At 62.6% G+C, this 17,352-nt stretch carries 15 protein-coding genes; 8 read left to right on the forward strand and 7 right to left on the reverse strand.

Going from position 1 to position 17,352, the window contains the following annotated elements; all coding sequences use genetic code 11:
- Positions 1-7 precede the first annotated feature (7 nt).
- Together A0U94_RS08800 and A0U94_RS08805 are read left to right on the forward strand one after the other, a co-directional pair.
- Complete coding sequence (locus A0U94_RS08800) at positions 8-1,165, forward strand: divergent polysaccharide deacetylase family protein (RefSeq protein ID WP_077803127.1); 1,158 nt, start codon at positions 8-10, stop codon at positions 1,163-1,165.
- Positions 1,162-1,674, forward strand: a complete 513-nt coding sequence (locus tag A0U94_RS08805; protein ID WP_077803128.1) for an RNA pyrophosphohydrolase — start codon at positions 1,162-1,164, stop codon at positions 1,672-1,674. The genes A0U94_RS08800 and A0U94_RS08805 overlap by 4 nt, the downstream gene beginning before the upstream one ends.
- On the opposite strand, the gene A0U94_RS08810 is transcribed toward A0U94_RS08805, so the two are convergent.
- The 3 genes from A0U94_RS08810 to A0U94_RS08820 are packed head-to-tail and all read right to left on the reverse strand — an operon-like array spanning position 1,632 to position 5,158.
- Positions 1,632-3,386: an ABC transporter ATP-binding protein gene (locus A0U94_RS08810; protein ID WP_077803129.1), complete on the reverse strand. Its 1,755-nt coding sequence runs from the start codon at positions 3,384-3,386 to the stop codon at positions 1,632-1,634. The genes A0U94_RS08805 and A0U94_RS08810 overlap by 43 nt on opposite strands.
- A gap of 45 nt (positions 3,387-3,431) precedes the next feature.
- Entirely contained in the window at positions 3,432-4,622 is a 1,191-nt protein-coding gene (locus A0U94_RS08815) for a CCA tRNA nucleotidyltransferase (RefSeq protein WP_077803130.1), read from the reverse strand.
- Positions 4,619-5,158 (reverse strand): DUF1285 domain-containing protein, encoded by a 540-nt coding sequence (locus A0U94_RS08820; protein ID WP_244178120.1) that lies wholly within the window; start codon positions 5,156-5,158, stop codon positions 4,619-4,621. The genes A0U94_RS08815 and A0U94_RS08820 overlap by 4 nt, the downstream gene beginning before the upstream one ends.
- Before the next feature lie 152 nt (positions 5,159-5,310).
- Between A0U94_RS08820 and A0U94_RS08825 the strand changes: the two genes are divergently transcribed.
- The 5 genes from A0U94_RS08825 (at position 5,311) to A0U94_RS08845 (ending at position 12,749) form a co-directional block, all read left to right on the forward strand.
- Positions 5,311-6,339 carry an AAA family ATPase gene (locus A0U94_RS08825; protein WP_077803131.1) on the forward strand — a complete coding sequence of 343 codons (1,029 nt, stop codon included), beginning with the start codon at positions 5,311-5,313 and terminating at the stop codon, positions 6,337-6,339.
- A 5-nt stretch (positions 6,340-6,344) separates the two neighbouring features.
- Complete coding sequence (locus A0U94_RS08830; RefSeq protein ID WP_062033260.1) at positions 6,345-7,271, forward strand: DUF58 domain-containing protein; 927 nt, start codon at positions 6,345-6,347, stop codon at positions 7,269-7,271.
- Entirely contained in the window at positions 7,268-10,018 is a 2,751-nt protein-coding gene (locus A0U94_RS08835; protein WP_077803132.1) for a DUF4159 domain-containing protein, read from the forward strand. The genes A0U94_RS08830 and A0U94_RS08835 overlap by 4 nt, the downstream gene beginning before the upstream one ends.
- Positions 10,015-12,054, forward strand: coding sequence for a hypothetical protein (locus A0U94_RS08840; protein WP_077803133.1), 2,040 nt, complete (start codon positions 10,015-10,017; stop codon positions 12,052-12,054). Before A0U94_RS08835 ends, A0U94_RS08840 begins: the two co-directional genes overlap by 4 nt.
- A 77-nt stretch (positions 12,055-12,131) precedes the next feature.
- Entirely contained in the window at positions 12,132-12,749 is a 618-nt protein-coding gene (locus A0U94_RS08845) for an ankyrin repeat domain-containing protein (protein WP_077803134.1), read from the forward strand.
- Between the two features lie 74 nt (positions 12,750-12,823).
- On the opposite strand, the gene A0U94_RS08850 is transcribed toward A0U94_RS08845, so the two are convergent.
- The 4 genes from A0U94_RS08850 to A0U94_RS08865 all read right to left on the reverse strand — a co-directional run bounded on the left by A0U94_RS08850 (position 12,824) and on the right by A0U94_RS08865 (position 15,677).
- Positions 12,824-13,909 (reverse strand): site-specific DNA-methyltransferase, encoded by a 1,086-nt coding sequence (locus A0U94_RS08850; protein ID WP_077803135.1) that lies wholly within the window; start codon positions 13,907-13,909, stop codon positions 12,824-12,826.
- Positions 13,906-14,529: a ribonuclease HII gene (locus tag A0U94_RS08855; RefSeq protein ID WP_062110072.1), complete on the reverse strand. Its 624-nt coding sequence runs from the start codon at positions 14,527-14,529 to the stop codon at positions 13,906-13,908. Before A0U94_RS08855 ends, A0U94_RS08850 begins: the two co-directional genes overlap by 4 nt.
- 146 nt (positions 14,530-14,675) lie before the next feature.
- Positions 14,676-15,311: a DUF4339 domain-containing protein gene (locus A0U94_RS08860; RefSeq protein WP_077803136.1), complete on the reverse strand. Its 636-nt coding sequence runs from the start codon at positions 15,309-15,311 to the stop codon at positions 14,676-14,678.
- Positions 15,312-15,386: 75 nt separating this feature from the next.
- The gene (locus A0U94_RS08865; protein ID WP_062029330.1) at positions 15,387-15,677 is read right to left on the reverse strand and encodes a CsbD family protein; all 291 of its coding nucleotides are present in this window, start codon (positions 15,675-15,677) and stop codon (positions 15,387-15,389) included.
- Positions 15,678-15,971: 294 nt separating this feature from the next.
- On the opposite strand from A0U94_RS08865, the gene A0U94_RS08870 reads away from it, so the two are divergent.
- On the forward strand, positions 15,972-17,318 hold the full coding sequence (locus A0U94_RS08870; protein WP_077803137.1) for an efflux RND transporter periplasmic adaptor subunit: 1,347 nt from the start codon (positions 15,972-15,974) through the stop codon (positions 17,316-17,318).
- Positions 17,319-17,352: the final 34 nt, after the last annotated feature.

The following is a 17,352-nucleotide window of genomic DNA, read 5'->3' on the forward strand; positions in this document are numbered from 1 at the left end:
CCGGATCGTGCAGAACCGTCCCGCCTCCAGCCGTGCAGGGCTCTGGCAACGACTTCCCGTTATCGGACGCCTTCTGATCGCGTTCTGGGCAGTCCTTCTGGCCGGAGGGGCCGGAGCGGCGGCATTCCTGTTCCATCAGCATAAGCCCGTCGTTCTGGCAAAGGTCACGCCCCCAGCCCGACCGGAAGTCCCGCCTGCGCACAGCAGTTCCTCGATCGTCTCCACACCGATGCCAAGAGAGGCGATCCGGCCTATCAGTGCGCCTGAGACGCAGACGCCAGCGCCTCCCGCAACAGCAGAAGTCATTCCCTCCAAAGCCGTTCCGCCCACAGTCACAGCACCTTCAACCACAGTGACACAACAGGCACTTCCATCGGTGACGCCCTCCACGTCCACCGATTCAGCAGCCGTTGTAAGGCCGCCGCTGGCGGCTATCCCGGCGAACAAAACCGCCATTGCAATCGTGCTCCAGGGCTTTGGTTATTCTGACGCCCTCACCTACGACGTCCTTGCGCGCATTCCAGCTCCGGTCGCCGTTGGGATTTCGCCGTATGTCAGCAATATCGGCGACATTATCGCCCGAGCCCACGCCAGCCATCGTGAAGTCTATGTCACACTTCCGATGCAGAGCGCGCATCCCGAGCGCGTTGATGAAGGCCCGCACGCGCTGGGATATGGCAATTCCGCGGCTGATGACCAGCGTGAACTGGAATGGTGTCTGTCCCGCGCCACAGGCGCAGAAGGGCTGACGGACGCTTCTGAAAATGGGGACGATCAACCGGGCGGCGGTTATGCGACCTCGCCGGATTTTGCTCCGATCGCCAGCGTCATCAGCAGTAAAGGTCTTCTTTATCTGGCAGGCTCCGCACAGGATGGTCGCCACACACGCGGCATGACCGCGACGGCCTGGATTGATGGCGACACGGACGCAGCCACTCTGGACAGCCGTCTTGCCGCGCTGCTGCCCGAGAAGGGAAAGCCCACGAAAATTCTGCTGATGGTTGGTCCCATCACCCCCGTCATGATCGACCGTCTTGCAAACTGGCTCAAAGGCCCGGCGGCCGCCAGCTTCGTCCTGGTACCTCCCTCAAGTTTCGTCGATAGCGGTATCGGGAACGAGCAGGCCGCCAATTTATCTTCCGCCAGCCCGGTTGCCCCTCTATGAGCGATCCCATGACCCTTCCCTACCGCCCGAATGTCGGAATTGCCCTCTTCAACCGGGAAGGCAAGCTGTTCATCGCCTGTCGGACAGATCTTCCGGGCCGGATCTGGCAGTGTCCACAAGGTGGCATCGACGAGGGGGAGACGCCCGAAACAGCCGCCATGCGAGAGATGGGCGAAGAAATCGGAACACAGAACGCGCGTATCCTCGCCCAACGCGAGGAATGGCTATCCTACGACCTGCCCGCTGTCCTGATCGGAAAGGCTTTAGGGGGCCGTTTCCGGGGGCAGACCCAGAAGTGGTTCGTGATGGGATATGAAGGACGCGATTCCGAAATCCGTCTGGACCTTCATGAGCCAGCGGAATTCGACTGCTGGGAATGGGTTGAGCCGGACGAGGTGCTAGCACGCGATCTGGGCTTCAAAAAAGACCTTTACGCCGCTCTGATCCCGGAACTGACGGCCCTGTTTCAGGCCGCCGCCAAAGACTGGGTCCGCACCAGTCTCGCGTAAAGACCGTCTTTCCGGAGCAGTTCCGCATGCGTCCCCGCTTCGACGACGGCTCCGTGATCCATGACGACGATGAGATCCGCCGCCTGCACCGTTGAGAGGCGGTGTGCCACGATCACAGTCGTGCGGCCCGAGCGCAGATTAGCCAAAGCTTTCTGAACCCGCGCTTCACTTTCGGAATCAAGCGCGCTTGTCGCCTCATCCAGTAGCAGTACCCGCGGATTACGTAAAAGAGCGCGGGCAAGAGCCACGCGCTGACGCTGCCCACCAGACAGGCGACGTCCCCCCGGTCCCACGCGGGTTTCCAGTCCCGCTGGCAGATTATCGAGAAAATCGACGGCCGCCATGGCACACGCTTTTTCGACCTCGTCGCGCGATGCGGATGGCCGCCCGATCCAGATATTCTCAAGCAGGGACATGTCAAACAGGGTCGTATCCTGGCTGACATAGGCGATGGCATCGCGCAGGGATGAAAGCGTCAGATCACGCAGATCCACGCCTTCCAGCCGGATACTCCCTTCACTCACATCATGCAGACGCGGGATCAGGGAGAGCGCCGTGGATTTTCCTGCCCCGCTGGGGCCGACAAGTGCGACGGTTTTGCCGGGCTGCACGTCGAAAGTCAGGCCCCGCAACGCGATCCTGCCGTCCTCGTAACGGTAGCTGGCCTGCTCGAAAACCAGATGTCCCTTTCCTGCAGGCAGGGGTTTCGCACCCGTCCGCTCCATCACTGCGGGAGGTTCGTCAATCACAGCGAAAACACGCGACAATCCGGCCAGCCCTTCCTGAAGGGCCGTGTTCAGAGATCCCAGCGCGCGGATGGGTCGGGATGCGGTGAGAAGGGCTGCGATGAAAGCAGTGAAATCTCCCAGTGTCGCGCCACCCTGCGCCGCCCGCCAGCCCGCGAACCCCAGCACGGCAGCCACCGCTGCGCCCCCCAGAACCTCAAGCACCGGATCGACGCGGGCACGGCCTTTTGCAATGCGCAGAAATGCCGAATGGAGTAGATCGAGGGAGTGATCGACCCGCGTGCTTTCCCGGTCTTCCATACGGTAAATACGGATCTGCCGGGCCAGAGCGAAACTTTCGTTCAGCAGGGCCGACGTCTCGCCAATCTGCTCCTGCATGCCGCCCGAAGCCCGGCGTACTTTTTTGCCCAGCTTCTGGATCGGCACAGCCGCGACGGGGTAGAGGACGAGTGCGATCAGACTCAGTTCCCAGTCCGTCACGATCATGGAAATCACCAGCCCCACCACCGTCACAGCGTCTCCGAGCGCATTGACCACGCGAATCATCGCTTCACGGATCGAAATGGCGTCCGTGGTGAAGCGGGCGGCCCATTTGGCAGGCGCATCCTTCTCAATCGTCGAGACATCCGCCTGGAGCGAATGAGCAAACATGCGGGACTGCAATCCCCGGATCACCGCCAGAACCAGCCCCTGCACGGCAATCGTCTGCCCGTACTGGGACGCAGCCTTGAGCCCCGTCACGAGCACGACAAGAGCCGGAACCTGATACAGGATGCGGGAATCATGCGCCGCGAACATGTCCACGGCCCGTTTGATGACGGCGGGATAAAGCGCGGTCAACGCTGCCATCAGAACGGTCAGGACAACAACGGAAACGATCCGTCCCACATGCTGGCGCATTTCCTCGCGCCAGATGCGTTTCATCAGGACGCGGCTGTCCGTATCAAGGGCTGTGGCTTTCGTCATGTCCGGGGGTGTAGCAAACCTTGCGAAAAGGACGAAACCGCGATCTCACGGATGTCCGGCAAGATAAGCCAGACACTGCTCCCGATCTGGCAAACATCCCTGCGCCATCCACCAGTTTCGGCCTTTTTTCAGCCACTGCCCCATTCCCGGACCCGGCAGAACACCTTGGGCAAGGGCATCCTTGCCAGAGAGCGGGAAATGCGGCTGGGGCAGCGCCTGCACTCTGGAACGGAACCGGTCCCATGCGCTGTCGGACGTACCCACAAGACGGGCCTGATACAGCCAGCTCCGTTCCACAAGCTGATCCAGATCCTGCTCTGCGCGAAGACGCCGCAGATCATCGTCAGACATGCCCGGCGATAAAACCGGTCTGTCTGAGGCCCAGACTTCAATTCTTGCCGCATCTGCATTGGAAAGTTTCAGCCGCCCAGACAGCTCCCGACTGTTCTCATGGCAAAGAGCAAATAACCTGAGCAGGGAATTTGCCGGAGCATCGCAGTTCAGCATACGATTCAAAGCGGCCAGATCCGGGTCAGGCAGAATAACCTGCAACAGCCCGACCGCCGCCATTGCTGTGATCGTTTCGGCAAGGCGTGGACCCGACAGAATTCTTAAAAGTTCGGACGCGACCCGTTCGGCAGAAAGCGTCCCAATCAGCTTCAGATGTTCCGAAACGGCTTTATAGGCCGCCGGATCAGGGATGCCGTTTCCATAACGCGCGTCGAACCGGAAGAAACGCAATGCCCGCAAAGCGTCTTCCGCAATCCGGCACGGTGCGTCCCCGACGAAGCGGACCTGACGCTTCCTCAGATCCTCCTGCCCCCCGAAATAATCGTGGAGGCGGTCATGACGGTCCAGCGACATGGCATTGATCGTGAAATCGCGCCGGGCTGCGTCTTCCGCCCAGTCCTGCGTCCAGACCACAACTGCGTGACGCCCATCCGTTTCCGCGTCACGACGCAGCGTCGTAATCTCGTACGGAATTCCATCCAAGACCGCCGTCACCGTTCCATGAGACAGACCGGTCGGGATCACCCGGATTCCCGCATCTTCCAGCCGGTGCTGGACCTCTTCGGGAGGCTCCGGAGTCGCAAGGTCCAGATCATGGACAGGAACGTCTGAGAGCAGATCGCGGACGGAACCGCCGACAAGACGGGCCGCAGGCAGGACGCTCCAGATCCGATCCAGACCTTTCCTGTCCGGCAGACGGTCCAGCAGACCGGTGCGCTGCGTCATGCAGGGCGTGAAAGCGGGAAAAAGCAGTCCTGGCTCCAGACACCGAGACAGGGTTTTCCCTTCACATGTCCAGGAACAGCAAGAGCTGCGAGTTCATAATGGACAGGGCGCGTCACCCGCGCCTGAATGGGAAAGGCGCCTTCGCCATCCCGGACATGGACGTAAGGCACGCCCGCACACTCTTCCGAAGGCCGATCCCAGTCACACGACAGCGGATGTTCGGGGCCGATACAGATCAGTTCATCCATATTGGTGCGGAAACACAGATTCTGCTGCCGGCCGCAGGTGCCGCGGAAATCCAGTTCGACCGCCAGAAAGGGGGCGTCCTCGACCTGGATGATCCCCTGCTCCATTGGGGTTTTCAGCCAGTAGATGCCTTCGGGGTCCCGGGTCAGCATGGACGAGAACATGCACAGCATGGCTTTGCGCTTTACCGCGGAGCCGCGATACAGCCATGTGCCGTCGCGCTGGATCAGAAAGGGCAGCTTTCGAGGACCCGTGGAAGAGCAGTCGGGAAAGGAGGACGGTGCCACCAGCGGATCTGGAGCCGCGAAGGCGTCAGGCCGGGCCGCCTGCCGGAACTGATGATCGCTCAATTTTCCCTCCAACTGCATAAAAACTCTCTTCTCACACCAACTTGGGTGCAATCGAGCCTTGATGAAACCCCCACACCTGTCAGACTGGCGTTATGAGCGAGCAGCAATATTCTTCCGGCGTCTCCGCCGGCACCCTGCGGGGCGAGGCGGACGTGGCTGAAGCCGATCGTCTGGCTCCGGTTCTCCATCATGTCCGTCAGGCCATCGGCAGCATTGTTCTGGGCCAGAACAGCGTCATCGAACAGGTTCTTGTCACGATCCTGTCTGGTGGTCACGCACTTCTGATGGGCGCGCCCGGTCTGGGCAAGACCCTGCTGGTCAACACGGCGTCACAGGTTCTGGGTCTGGAGGCCACGCGCATCCAGTTCACGCCCGACCTGATGCCGTCGGACATCACAGGGGCGGAAATTCTCGATCAGGATGCTGATGGACGACGCGCCTTCCGCTTCCTGCCCGGCCCGATCTTTGGCCAGCTTGTGCTTGCCGACGAAATCAACCGCGCCAGCCCCCGCACCCAGTCCGCCCTGTTGCAGGCCATGGCGGAACGTCGGGTCACGCAGGGGGGCAAGGACTATGCCCTGCCGCGCCCCTTCCATGTTCTCGCGACCCAGAATCCGATCGAGCAGGAAGGCACCTATCCCCTGCCCGAAGCCCAGCTCGACCGGTTCATGCTTCAGATCAGCCTCGGCTTTCCGAACCGGGACGCGGAACGGCAGATGCTGCTTCAGACGACAGGCGCCACGACGCCGACTGTCTCGGCTCTGATGAATGCCGAAAGTCTGCTCGCCGCCCAGAACCTTGTCCGGCGTCTGCCGGTCGGCGATCAGATCGTGGATGCCATCCTGAGCCTGACGCGTTCGCTGCGTCCGGAAGATCCGTCCGCCTCGCCGGACGTGCGGGAGGCCGTGTCTTACGGCCCCGGTCCGCGTGCGGCCCAGGCGCTGATGATCGCCACCCGTGCCCGTGCCCTGCTGGATGGCCGTCTGGCACCGAGCCTTGATGACGTTGTGGCCCTTGCAAGCCCGGTCCTGTCCCATCGTATCGGGCTGGGCTTTGGCGCCCGTGCCGCCGGGACGGACAGCGAAGCCCTGATCCGCAAGCAGGCTCAGGCTCTCCTCTGATCGCCGTGAGAAGTCCGTCCGATACCCTGCGCAGTCTGTTTCGCCGCAACCGGGGTGCCAGTTCCGGCGCACCGACCGCGCAGGCGGAAAGCCTGCCCCTGCCCGCGCTCGTTCTTGAAGCCGAAAAGATTGCCGCAAGCCTGCAAAGCGGCGTTCATGGCCGCAGACGTTCGGGGCCGGGCGAGGATTTCTGGCAGTTCCGGCCCTATCATGCCGGCGAGCCAGCAACGTCCATCGACTGGCGTCAGTCTGCCCGCTCGCCGGTCGAAGACACGTTCTGGGTCCGGGAACGCGAGCGCGAGAACGCCCAGTCGCTGATGCTGTGGTGTGACCCCTCGCCCTCCATGCAGTGGCGGTCTTCCGATACCCTGCCGACCAAGGCGGAGCGCGCGCAGCTTTGCACGCTGGCGCTGGCGTCCGCGTCCCTGCGCGGCGGCGAACGCGCGGGTCTGCTGACCGGAATCGAGGCCGGACGCGCCCTTGCCGGACGTCAGGTTCTGCCGCGACTGGCGGCATCCCTTCTGCGTCAGGACGCGGATGAGCCCGAATTTCCTCGCATGTCTCTGGTTCCTCCACGGTCCGATCTGGTGGTGATCAGCGATTTCCTGTGGGACGAAGACCGGATCGACACGTTCCTCAAAACCTGCGCCAGCCGTCCCGTGCGGACCCATCTCCTCTGTATTCTCGACCCGGCGGAACGGGCGCTGAAACGCGCAGGACGAATCCGGTTCGAAGGGCTTGAAGGGGGCATTCTGACCCTTCCCGCCATGGAAAGCCTCGGTCCGGCCTATGAGCAGGCAATGAACGCGCATCTCGCGGCCCTCAAACAGAGTGCGGCGTCGCTCCATGCCGACTGCATCGTGCATGACACGTCGCAGAACCCGCTTCCGGCTCTACTGGCGTTGCACATGGCGCTCGGAGGCGGCCGATGATCCTTTTTGCTCCCTTCCTGCTGCTTGGTCTGCTCACACTGCCTGCGCTGTGGTGGCTGGTGCGCGCGACGCCGCCCGCTCCGCAGGAACAGTCCTTTCCGTCCCTGCTCATCCTGAACCGGCTGACGGCACGGCGGGAAGACGCCGCCCGTTCCCCGCTCTGGCTTCTGATTCTGCGCATGGTGGCGGTGGCCCTCGTCATTTTCGGGCTGGCGCGCCCTGTCCTGACGCCGCATCGGACCGAAACCGGCAATGGACCGCTGACCCTCATTCTCGATGATGGCTGGGCCGCCATTCCGCACTGGACCGACCGCATTTCGGCAGCGCTCGCGCTTGGCGAAACCGCGATCCGCAACGGTCAGGACGTCACGTTCCTGCATGCTGCGCGTGCGCCGGATGGCGCGATGCCCGAAGCATTCACAACGCATGACCCCCATGCCCTGTCTGAACATCTCTCGCGCCTGCGTCCGCAGCCCTGGCCGACGGACCGTCAGGCTCTGGCTGCCCTGCTCGGGGGCCGGGATCTATCAGGCCAGCGCGTGATGGTGCTTTCGGACGGTCTGGCCGCGAAGGGAGACGACGCGCTGCGGGGCGCGCTCGCAAAGGCGCGGTCCGTTCAGGACATGCGCTGGAACGGCTGTGACATCCTGCGCCTTGATGCCGCGACAGGTCAGGACGGCGCGCTTCACGCAAAAGTCGATACGCTGCCCTGCCCGACCCGGACCGTGACGCTGCATGCCGTCAACGCCAATGGCGGCACGCTTGCGGCCTATCCCCTCACGACGGGGAAGGACCAGACGCTCTCCCTCCCCGCGCTGCTGCGGAACCAGCTCGATCGTCTGACGCTCGAAGGCGCGACCGGCCCTGCCGCTGTGCATCTGATGGGACAGGCCGATCACCGCCGCCCGGTCGGTATTCTCCAGACGCCCGGCGACGCCACACCTCTTGTCGGATCCGCGTTCTTCCTGAATCGTGCCCTGCAACCTATTGCGGACCTGCATAGCGGCGACGCCACGGCCCTGCTGGGCGCACCACTGTCGGTTCTGATCGCCACGGATGGGGCGCTTTCGGGTGAGCAGACGCGCCATCGCGTTCTGGACTGGGTGCGGCATGGCGGAATGCTCGTCCGCTTCGCAGGCCCGGGTCTCGCCGCCGATCAGACAGCCACGTCCGACGCGACCTCCGATGCGCTCCTTCCCGTCCATCTCATGAGCGGGATGCGTCAGCTGGGTGGCCCGATGTCGTGGGGGAAACCCCAGACGCTGGCGCCCTTCCCCGAAACTTCGCCGTTTTCGGACCTGACGATTCCGCCCGATGTCACCGTCTCGCGACAGGTTCTGGCCAAGCCCGAGACCGGATTGACGGATCATGTCTGGGCGGCCCTGAGCGACGGCACCCCGCTCGTGACCGCGCGCGCCGAAGGCAATGGCGAGATCGTGCTGTTCCATGTCACGCCCTCGCCCGACTGGTCCAACGTGCCGCTTTCCGGGCTGTTTCCCGACATGCTGGAGCGTCTGATCGAACGCTCCGCAGGCGTGGCGGGCGGCGGTCCGGCAGAACTGGCGCCCTGGCGTATTGTCGGGAGCGATGGCGGGCTCGTCATGCCGCCACAGGCTGCGCGCTCCCTCCGCGCTGCGGATCTGGCGCATACGGATGTTTCCGTCACGCATCCTGCCGGGCTTTATGGTCCGGCCCGTGGAACACGCGCGCTCAATCTCGGTGACGCTGCTTCCCCGATGATGGAGGAGCCTTTGCTCGGGACGCGGATTTTGCCTGATGGTGCGCATGCGGATCGGCCGATCGGCCCCGCGCTGATGACGGCGGGTCTGCTGCTGCTGCTGCTGGATCTGCTCCTGTCCCTGCGGCGGCGCGGTCTGCTCGGCGCTCTGGCGGTTGCAGGTCTGCTGCTTCTGCCGATCGCCCACGCCCAGACGCAGAATCAGACGCCAGCACAGACAACGGCTCCCCTGCCGCCAACCGTGCCGCAGGCCGCACTTGAGACACGGCTGGGCTATGTCCTCACGGGGCATGACGATATCGACGCCGTCTCCCGCGAAGGGCTTCAGGGCCTTTCCGATTATACGACAGCCCGCAGCTCCGCCACGCTCGGTCATCCCGACGGCGTTGTTCCCGGCAAGGACGATCTGGCGTTCTATCCGCTCCTGTACTGGCCCATCACACCGGATATGCAGCCCGATCCCGAACGCACGAAAGCGCTCAATACCTTCATGGAACACGGGGGGATCCTGTTGATCGACGAACAGGGTGCTGGCACCGACACCGATTCCGGCACAAGCGCCGCCGCCCGGGCCGCGCTGCAGCGCGTGACCGATGGTCTCGTCGTGCCGCCACTCGCGAAACTGACGGACAAGCACGTTCTGGCCCACACCTTCTATCTGCTGCACAGCGGCTTTCCTGGTCGCGTTGCCGGACAGCCGGTTTATGTTGCGCGCAATGGGGACGAGGCGAATGATGACGTCAGCCCCGTCATCATCGGCAACGGCGACTGGGCCCATGCCTGGGCCGTGGACGGGTCGGGCAACCATCCCTTCGCCGTCATTCCCGGGGGCGAAGACCAGCGCACGCAGGCCTATCGCTTCGGCGTGAACATGGTGCTCTACGCCCTGACCGGAAACTACAAGAACGATCAGGCCCAGTATCCTGAAATGCTCCGCCGCCTCGGCAGCCCGGATGCAGCACCCGCCACAACCAGTCCCGACACCGCCGACGAGGAGGACGCACCATGATGTTCGATCTTTCTCCGATGCTGCCCGTCTGGCTGCTGGCGACGCTGGCCGCACTCAGTATTGCAGGCGCGCTTTACGGTGCCCTGCGTGGCGCGCGCGGAATGCTCTGGCGGGCGCTGGCCGTTCTGGCCCTGCTGGGATGGCTGTCCGGACCGCGCGCACTTCATCCGGTGCTCCGCCCGGTACCGCAGGATGCGCTGCTGGTTGTGGATCGTTCGGCCTCGATGCAGGTCGGCCCCCGCACGGCCATCGCGGATCAGACCGCACGGCAGATCATGCAGGACGCGGCCCGTCTTCCGGGCCTGACGCTCCATCGCGTCGATGTTCCGGGTGGCACGGGCCACGGCACCCGTCTGTTCGAGGCGCTGGATCATGCCGATCTGCCGCAGGGCAGGTTTGCAGGTGCCATCGTCGTAACGGACGGCATGGATCATGACGTTCCGGCCCATCTTCCGGCACGCTTTCAGGGACCGGACGGACAGAAACTTCCGCTGCATCTTCTGCTGACGGCGCGGGGCGAGGAACAGGACCGTCGCCTGCGCATCCTGAGCACGCCGCCCTATGCCATCGTCGGACAGAACGCCACGATCCGCGTTCAGGTCGACGATCTGGGCGCTCCGGGTGCGGCCGACGCGGTTCTTACGATCCGCTCGGGCGATGCTCCGCCGCAAACCCGCCCGATCCGGACCGGCACGCCCGAGGACATCACCGTTCCCGTGCAGCATCCCGGCGAAACGCTTGTCGGCCTGTCGGTCTCCCCGTTGGCGGGTGAGGCCTCCACCGAAAATAACAGCGAAGTCGTCCGCATCCGGGGCGTCCGGGACCGGCTGCGCGTGCTGCTGGTGTCCGGCGTTCCCAATCAGGGCGAGCGCGTCTGGCGCCGGCTTCTGAAGGCCGATCCGTCCGTGGATCTCGTTCACTTCACCATTCTGCGCTCCCCTAACACCGATGACGGCACCCCGCTGTCGGATCTGGCGCTGATTCCGTTTCCCATCCGCGAACTGTTTCAGGAAAAGATCCGCAGTTTCGACCTCATCATTTTGGACGGCTTTCGCAACAGCAACATCCTGCCGGACGAATACCTGACCAATATCGCCGATTATGTCCGCAACGGCGGCGGCCTGCTGGTAACGGCAGGGCCTGAATTCACGCAGGACGGCACACTTCAGGATACCAGCCTCGCACAGATTCTTCCGGCCCATGTCGGGACGGACGGGGTCGTTACGCGGGCTTTCCGTCCCTCCCTGACCGATCTGGGTAAAACCCATCCCGTCACGGCTGGCCTGACGGAAGACTGGGGCCCCTGGTATCGTGCGCTCCGTCCGGACCAGTCCCATGGCGAGGACCTGATGCATGGCCCGGACGGCGTACCGCTTCTGCTTCTGGACCGGGTGGATCGGGGGCGCGTCGCCATGCTCATGTCGGACCAGCTCTGGCTCTGGTCGCGTGGTGAGGGCGGCGGTGGACCGCAGGCCGAGCTTCTGCGCCGCCTCTCCCACTGGCTCATGAAAGAGCCGGACCTTGAGGAGAACCGCCTTACGGCCCGGATCGAAAACGGCCAACTTGAGGTCGAGCGTCATGCCGCGGGACAGGCTGTTTCGCCTGAGGCTTTCGTCACGGCGCCGGACGGAAAACGCACGCCCGTTACCCTGAAACAGACGGATGGCGTCTGGCACGCCACGCTCGCCGCTACGATGCCCGGAATCTGGAGCGTCCGGCAGGATGGTCTGGTCGCTTTCGCCAGTCCCGTCTCCCATGACCCGATCGAACGGCAGGACCTGCGCGCCACCGCGACTATCATGGGCGTCAGCGCTCAGGCATCGGGGGGAGCCGTGGCATGGACCGCGGACCATACGCCCCATCTGAAACAGGTTCCCACTGGCTCGGTCATGAGCGGCTCGGACTGGATGGGCCTGCCCGTCACCACGGCCGCCGTCGCAGGTGAGACGCGTACGACGGACCTCGTTCCCGCATGGGCGGCCCTGTTCGCGGCCCTGATTTTCCTCGCAATCGGCTGGTGGCGGGAAGGTCATTGAAAAAATGTCACAATCCGGCACCTCCGGGAGGCATCTGCAGACTCGCGCAGGACGAACGATCACAGTATATTGGTTTTATGCGACTGCTCCCCACCCTGCCCCGCCTGCTGCTCGTTGCCGCTCTGGCAATGACGCCGACGATTCTCGTACCCTGGCACCACGCCCAGGCTCAGGATGCCGACGACGCCGAGGCTGAACAGGAAGCCGAGGCCAATCAGAAGAAAGCCGAAGCCCGCAAGGCCGCCCAGCGCGCCGCGCCGCCTTCCGCCCTTCCGGGAGCAGAAGCCTCCGACGACGACGCCGGTCATGCCCGTGCCGATGTGAACCCGACCACAGCCCTGTTCGATGCGATCAACCGCGGCTCCCTCAACGCGGCGAAAGAAGCGCTCAACCGTGGCGCCGACATGGGCGGCCACAATGTTCTGGACCAGACACCGCTGGACATGGCCATCGACCTGAACCGCAAGGACATCATGTTCCTGCTGCTGTCGATGCGCACCTATAATCCGGACGGGAAGATCGAGAACAGCGTTTCCGATCAGGGCGTTGAAATGAAAAACGGCAGCGGCCATCTGACGATTGGTGGAAAGTCTGTCACGCCGAAACATGCTGCTGTCGCAGCATCCCCGCATTTTGACGCGAGTGGCGGAAAAGCGGATCCTTCAATCGGCTTCCTCGGCTTCGCAGGTCACTAGCCTCATCTGATCCAGAGACGAAAAAAGCCGGAGAGTAACTCTCCGGCTTTTTTTATGCGCGCTGTCGTCCGGTGTCAGCCGACGTTGCGCAGCGCCTGACTTTCCTGACGCAGGACGTCGATCTGAACGAACTGGCCGTCACGCTCGAAATACCAGAATGTCCAGCCATTGCAGGACGGAGCGCCCGTCAGGCCCGCGCCCAGCTTGTGGATGGAGCCGCGCTGGTTGCCCGATACGAGCGTACCATCCGGGGTCACGGTTGCTTTCAGACGCTTCTGCCGGTCGTAGAGCACGGTTCCTGCTGGCAGAATGCCCGTCTCCACGAAACTTCCGAACGGAATACGCGGCATTTCGCGCCGGGCCGGCGTGGTCGCAAGCTGTTCGGACGTCAGGCGTTCTTCGCGCGCCACGCGCTCCCGGGCTGCCTTGACGTAATCCGGATGACGTTCGATGGCGATGTAATGACGCCCCAGCCGCTTGGCCATTGCCGGGGTGGTCCCGCTTCCGCAGAACGGATCCAACACCACATCATTGGCATTGGTCGAAGCCACCAGAACGCGATGCAGCAGACTTTCCGGCTTCTGCGTCGGATGCAGTTTCAGGCCGTGTTCATTCTTCAGACGCTCATTGCCTGTGCACAGCGGCAGGTACCAGTCCGAACGCATCTGAAGATCGTCGTTCAGGGCCTTCATGGCCTGATAGTTGAAACGATATTTGCTCTGCGGACCACGTGCCGCCCAAATCAGCGTCTCATGCGCGTTCGTGAAGCGCCGTCCACGAAAATTCGGCATCGGGTTGGACTTGCGCCAGACGATGTCGTTCAGGATCCAGAAGCCCAGATCCTGCATGATCGCGCCAAGCCGGAAGACGTTGTGATAGGAACCGATGACCCAGATTGTGCCGTCCTTGTGCAGGATCCGGCGCGCTTCGCTCAGCCATTCGCGCGTGAAGTTGTCGTAGGTCGCGTAATCCGCAAACTTGTCCCAGTCGTCATCCACGCCATCCACGACGGTTTCGTCCGGACGACGCAGCTCGCCGCGCAGCTGAAGGTTATACGGCGGATCAGCGAAAATGCAGTCCACGCTCCCGTCCGGCAGCGTCTTCATCGTTTCGATGCATTCTCCACGCAGGATCTGGTCGACGGGAAATTCACCGCTCATGCTGCGTGTGCCTCTGCTTCAATCATGTTTCGTATTGGCGCGAACCCGCGCCTGTGATGGGGTGTCACCCCCCGGAGCTTCAGGCCCTGCATGTGCGCGGCCGTGCCGTAACCCGCATTGCGCTCCCAGCCATAGGCATCGTGGCGCATGGCCAGGCGCGCCATCAGGCGGTCGCGCGTTACCTTGGCGATGATGGAGGCTGCGGCAATGGACAGGCTGATCCCGTCGCCACCGATCACCATTTTGATGGGACAGGGCAGTTTCGGGGCGTGTTTGCCGTCCACGAGGGCAAGGTCCGGCACCCGGCCGAGCCGGGACAGCGCCCGGCGCATGGCCAGGTAGCAGGCCTGGGCGATATTGATCTGCTCGATTTCCGGAACGGATGCCGCGCCAATGCCGATCAGCACCTGTTCGTCGGCCATCAGGGCCTCATAGGCGAGCATCCGGCGCCGGGCCGTCAGTTTCTTGGAATCATCGAGAAGGGCAGACAGGGTTTCAGACGGCGGCGCCGTAAATGCCACGGCGGAGGCTACGACCGGCCCTGCCAGAGGACCACGCCCGACTTCGTCGATCCCGACGACCAGCCCCCCATGGGCAGCTTCCAGGGCGTAATCCGGCATTTCTGAGTGTCTCCCCGACAGATCACCGCGAAATCAGGTGACCGAATCGGTTGTGAATCATGGCGACTCGAAAGGGAACCCCAAAAATGCATGAGTTCTAAGTTTAATATGTCAAGTGTGGTGAGAAAGACTCTTTACCCCAAGCGTCAGAGGTCTTCCTGCTGGCTGTCCTGACCGGACGCTGACGGAGGCGATGGAGCGGGCTGATCCATCTGCCCGTGTCGCATCTGAATCTCTTTCTCGATCTGAGGGAACTGATAGATTTTTTCCGTCACATTGACCGTCAAAAGGACAAGACTGACGATCAGCAGCGAGAGCCCCCGACCAACGATCTGGCGGCGTTTCCAGAAATATCCCGGCAGAAACAGCCACCACCAGAAGCCCGGCGGCGTCTTTCCGCTTTCGCGAATGGACGTCCGGTCCAACATGAAGGAAACAAAAAACAGGATCAGCGACATCATCCCGACGACGGAAATCGTTCCCACCCGGCCGCTGTCCGGAATCTGGCGCAGGTCCAGAATCAGCAGCGTAAGGCGCTGGATCAGCCATGGTCCGACCAGAAGCACCCAGGCCCAGTGTTCCGAACTTCCCGAAGACATCCGCAGAAGCCCTGTCAGTGGAGAGACAAGCCCCGCAGCGCTGGCAGGGCGCCATGTTGATCCGAATTCCGCCGTCCAGACGAGCGTTTCGGGCTTGATCTGCCGCTGCATGATCAGGCGCAGGATTTCCTCACGGGAGACTGGACCGGCCTGTTGCCCGTTGTTGTCGTAAAACCATTCCATGAAAAAAGCCTCCCGGATTACTCCGGAAGGCTTCTAGCACAAAGACGTCCCTATGGTCGAAACGCCTGTGGCGCCTCAGTCGCTTTTGCGACCAAACAGCAGACCGCCGACGATCATTCCGACGACTGTTGCGATCACCAGCGAGATCAGCGGGCGATCCTGCACAAACGCCGTTGCGGCTTCGAGCTTGGTTTCGCCTTCGTCGTACAGATCAGCGAATTCCTGCTGCGCCATGCCGGAAAGCTGGTCAAACTTGCCCTCGGCCTGAAGCTTCGCATCGCCGGTCAAGCCACCAAAACCGTCCTTGAGCTTGCCCTTGGCGTCATCCACAAGGCCTTCGACCTTCGTTTCAGTTGTGTCGGCCATTTTGTTCTCCTCTGTCCGGATTAACCTGTCCTCAATGCAAACGCACAACACAGACACCCGGTTCCAACCCGATATGATCCCTGCGCGGAAAAGAGACAAGCCCCATGGAATGGTCATGGCCAGGAATGTAACGAAAAGTATCATTTCCGGTCATTTTGATTTTCATTGCCAAAACTGAACAGGATTTAAGGTCGCGTCATGGCAGGCGCTGGCCTCCTGCCGTATAAGCAGGAAAACACATAACTTCGTCGCCTGAGAGCCCCGCGCTCTGCTATGCGGAAAGACAGAACCACCATGGATCAGCAGACGGCCAGCTCCAGCGACCGCCTTACGAACAGCACCGCCCAGTCCTCGCCCCCTCCCGCACGGTCCCGTCGTCGGCGCTGGATCCTCTGGGGCGCTGTTCTCCTGATCGCTCTTCTGATCCTTTTCGCGATTTTCCGCCCCCATGGCGCAACCCACAAGCATGGCCACAGCGCCGCGGCTGACGGAAACGTACAGCCCGTCGCCGTCGCGACCGCCCATACCGGCAACATGCCCGTAGTTTTTCAAGAACTCGGAACGGTCGTCCCAGTCACGAATGTGACGATCACGCCGCGCGTCAACGGCCATATCTCGGCCGTCTATTACAAGGAAGGCCAGCACGTTCATAAGGGTGATGAGCTCGAACTGATCGACCCGCGCCCTTACGAGGCCACGCTCTCCCAGTATCGTGGAACACTGGCCGCGGATATGGCGCAGCTTGAGAAGGCCCGCGTGGACAATGCCCGCTACCAACGCCTGATCAAACAGAACTCGACCTCCGCCATGACCGCGCGTGATCAGGAATTCACGGTTCAGCAACTTGAAGGTCAGGTCGAATTCGACCGCGCGAATGTCCGCAATGCCGAGCTCAACGTGATGTACTGTCACATCATTGCGCCTGTCGAAGGCCGTGTCGGTATCCGCGTGCTCGACGTCGGCAACTATGTGACGGCAGGCCAGTCCGGCGGTCTGACCATCCTGACCATGATGCAGCCCATCTCCGTGATCTTCACAGTTCCGCAGAACCAGCTGCAGGAGGTCATGAAATATCTGGACAAGACCGGCGAACTGTCCGTCGAAGCCTGGGACAGCGATAACACCCATAAAATCGCGACCGGCACCGTCAAGGCCCTCGACAGCCAGATCGACACGGCAACGGGTACGGTCCGGATGCGTGGCATCTTCGCGAACGAGGACGAGCACCTCTTCCCGAACCAGTTTGTGAACCCGCATCTTCTGGTCACGACGCTGCATGATGCCCTGCTCGTTCCCGGAAATGCCCTCCAGACGGGACCGGACGGACGCTTCGTCTACCGTGTCAAGCCAGACATGACCGTGGAAGTCGTGCCCGTCACCGTCGGCACGACAGACGGCACGAACGCCGTGATCGAAAAGGGCCTGAGCAGTGGGGACCGTGTCGTGACGGATGGTGTCAGCCATCTGCGCCCCGGCCAGAAAGTGTCCATCCCCGATACGTCTTCCCCGGCGGCACAGACGACGGAAGCCGAACACAAGAGCGCCAGCCAGCACCGTCATCACCGCGACGGACAGCAGAGTTCCGATGCGCCCCAGCAGAAGAACGACCCGTCCTCGCCCGCCGACACCGGCAACCACTGACCGACGTCCAGAACAGTCAAACAGGGAACATCAA

This window comes from Gluconobacter albidus, from assembly GCF_002005485.1.
GTDB lineage: Bacteria > Pseudomonadota > Alphaproteobacteria > Acetobacterales > Acetobacteraceae > Gluconobacter > Gluconobacter albidus.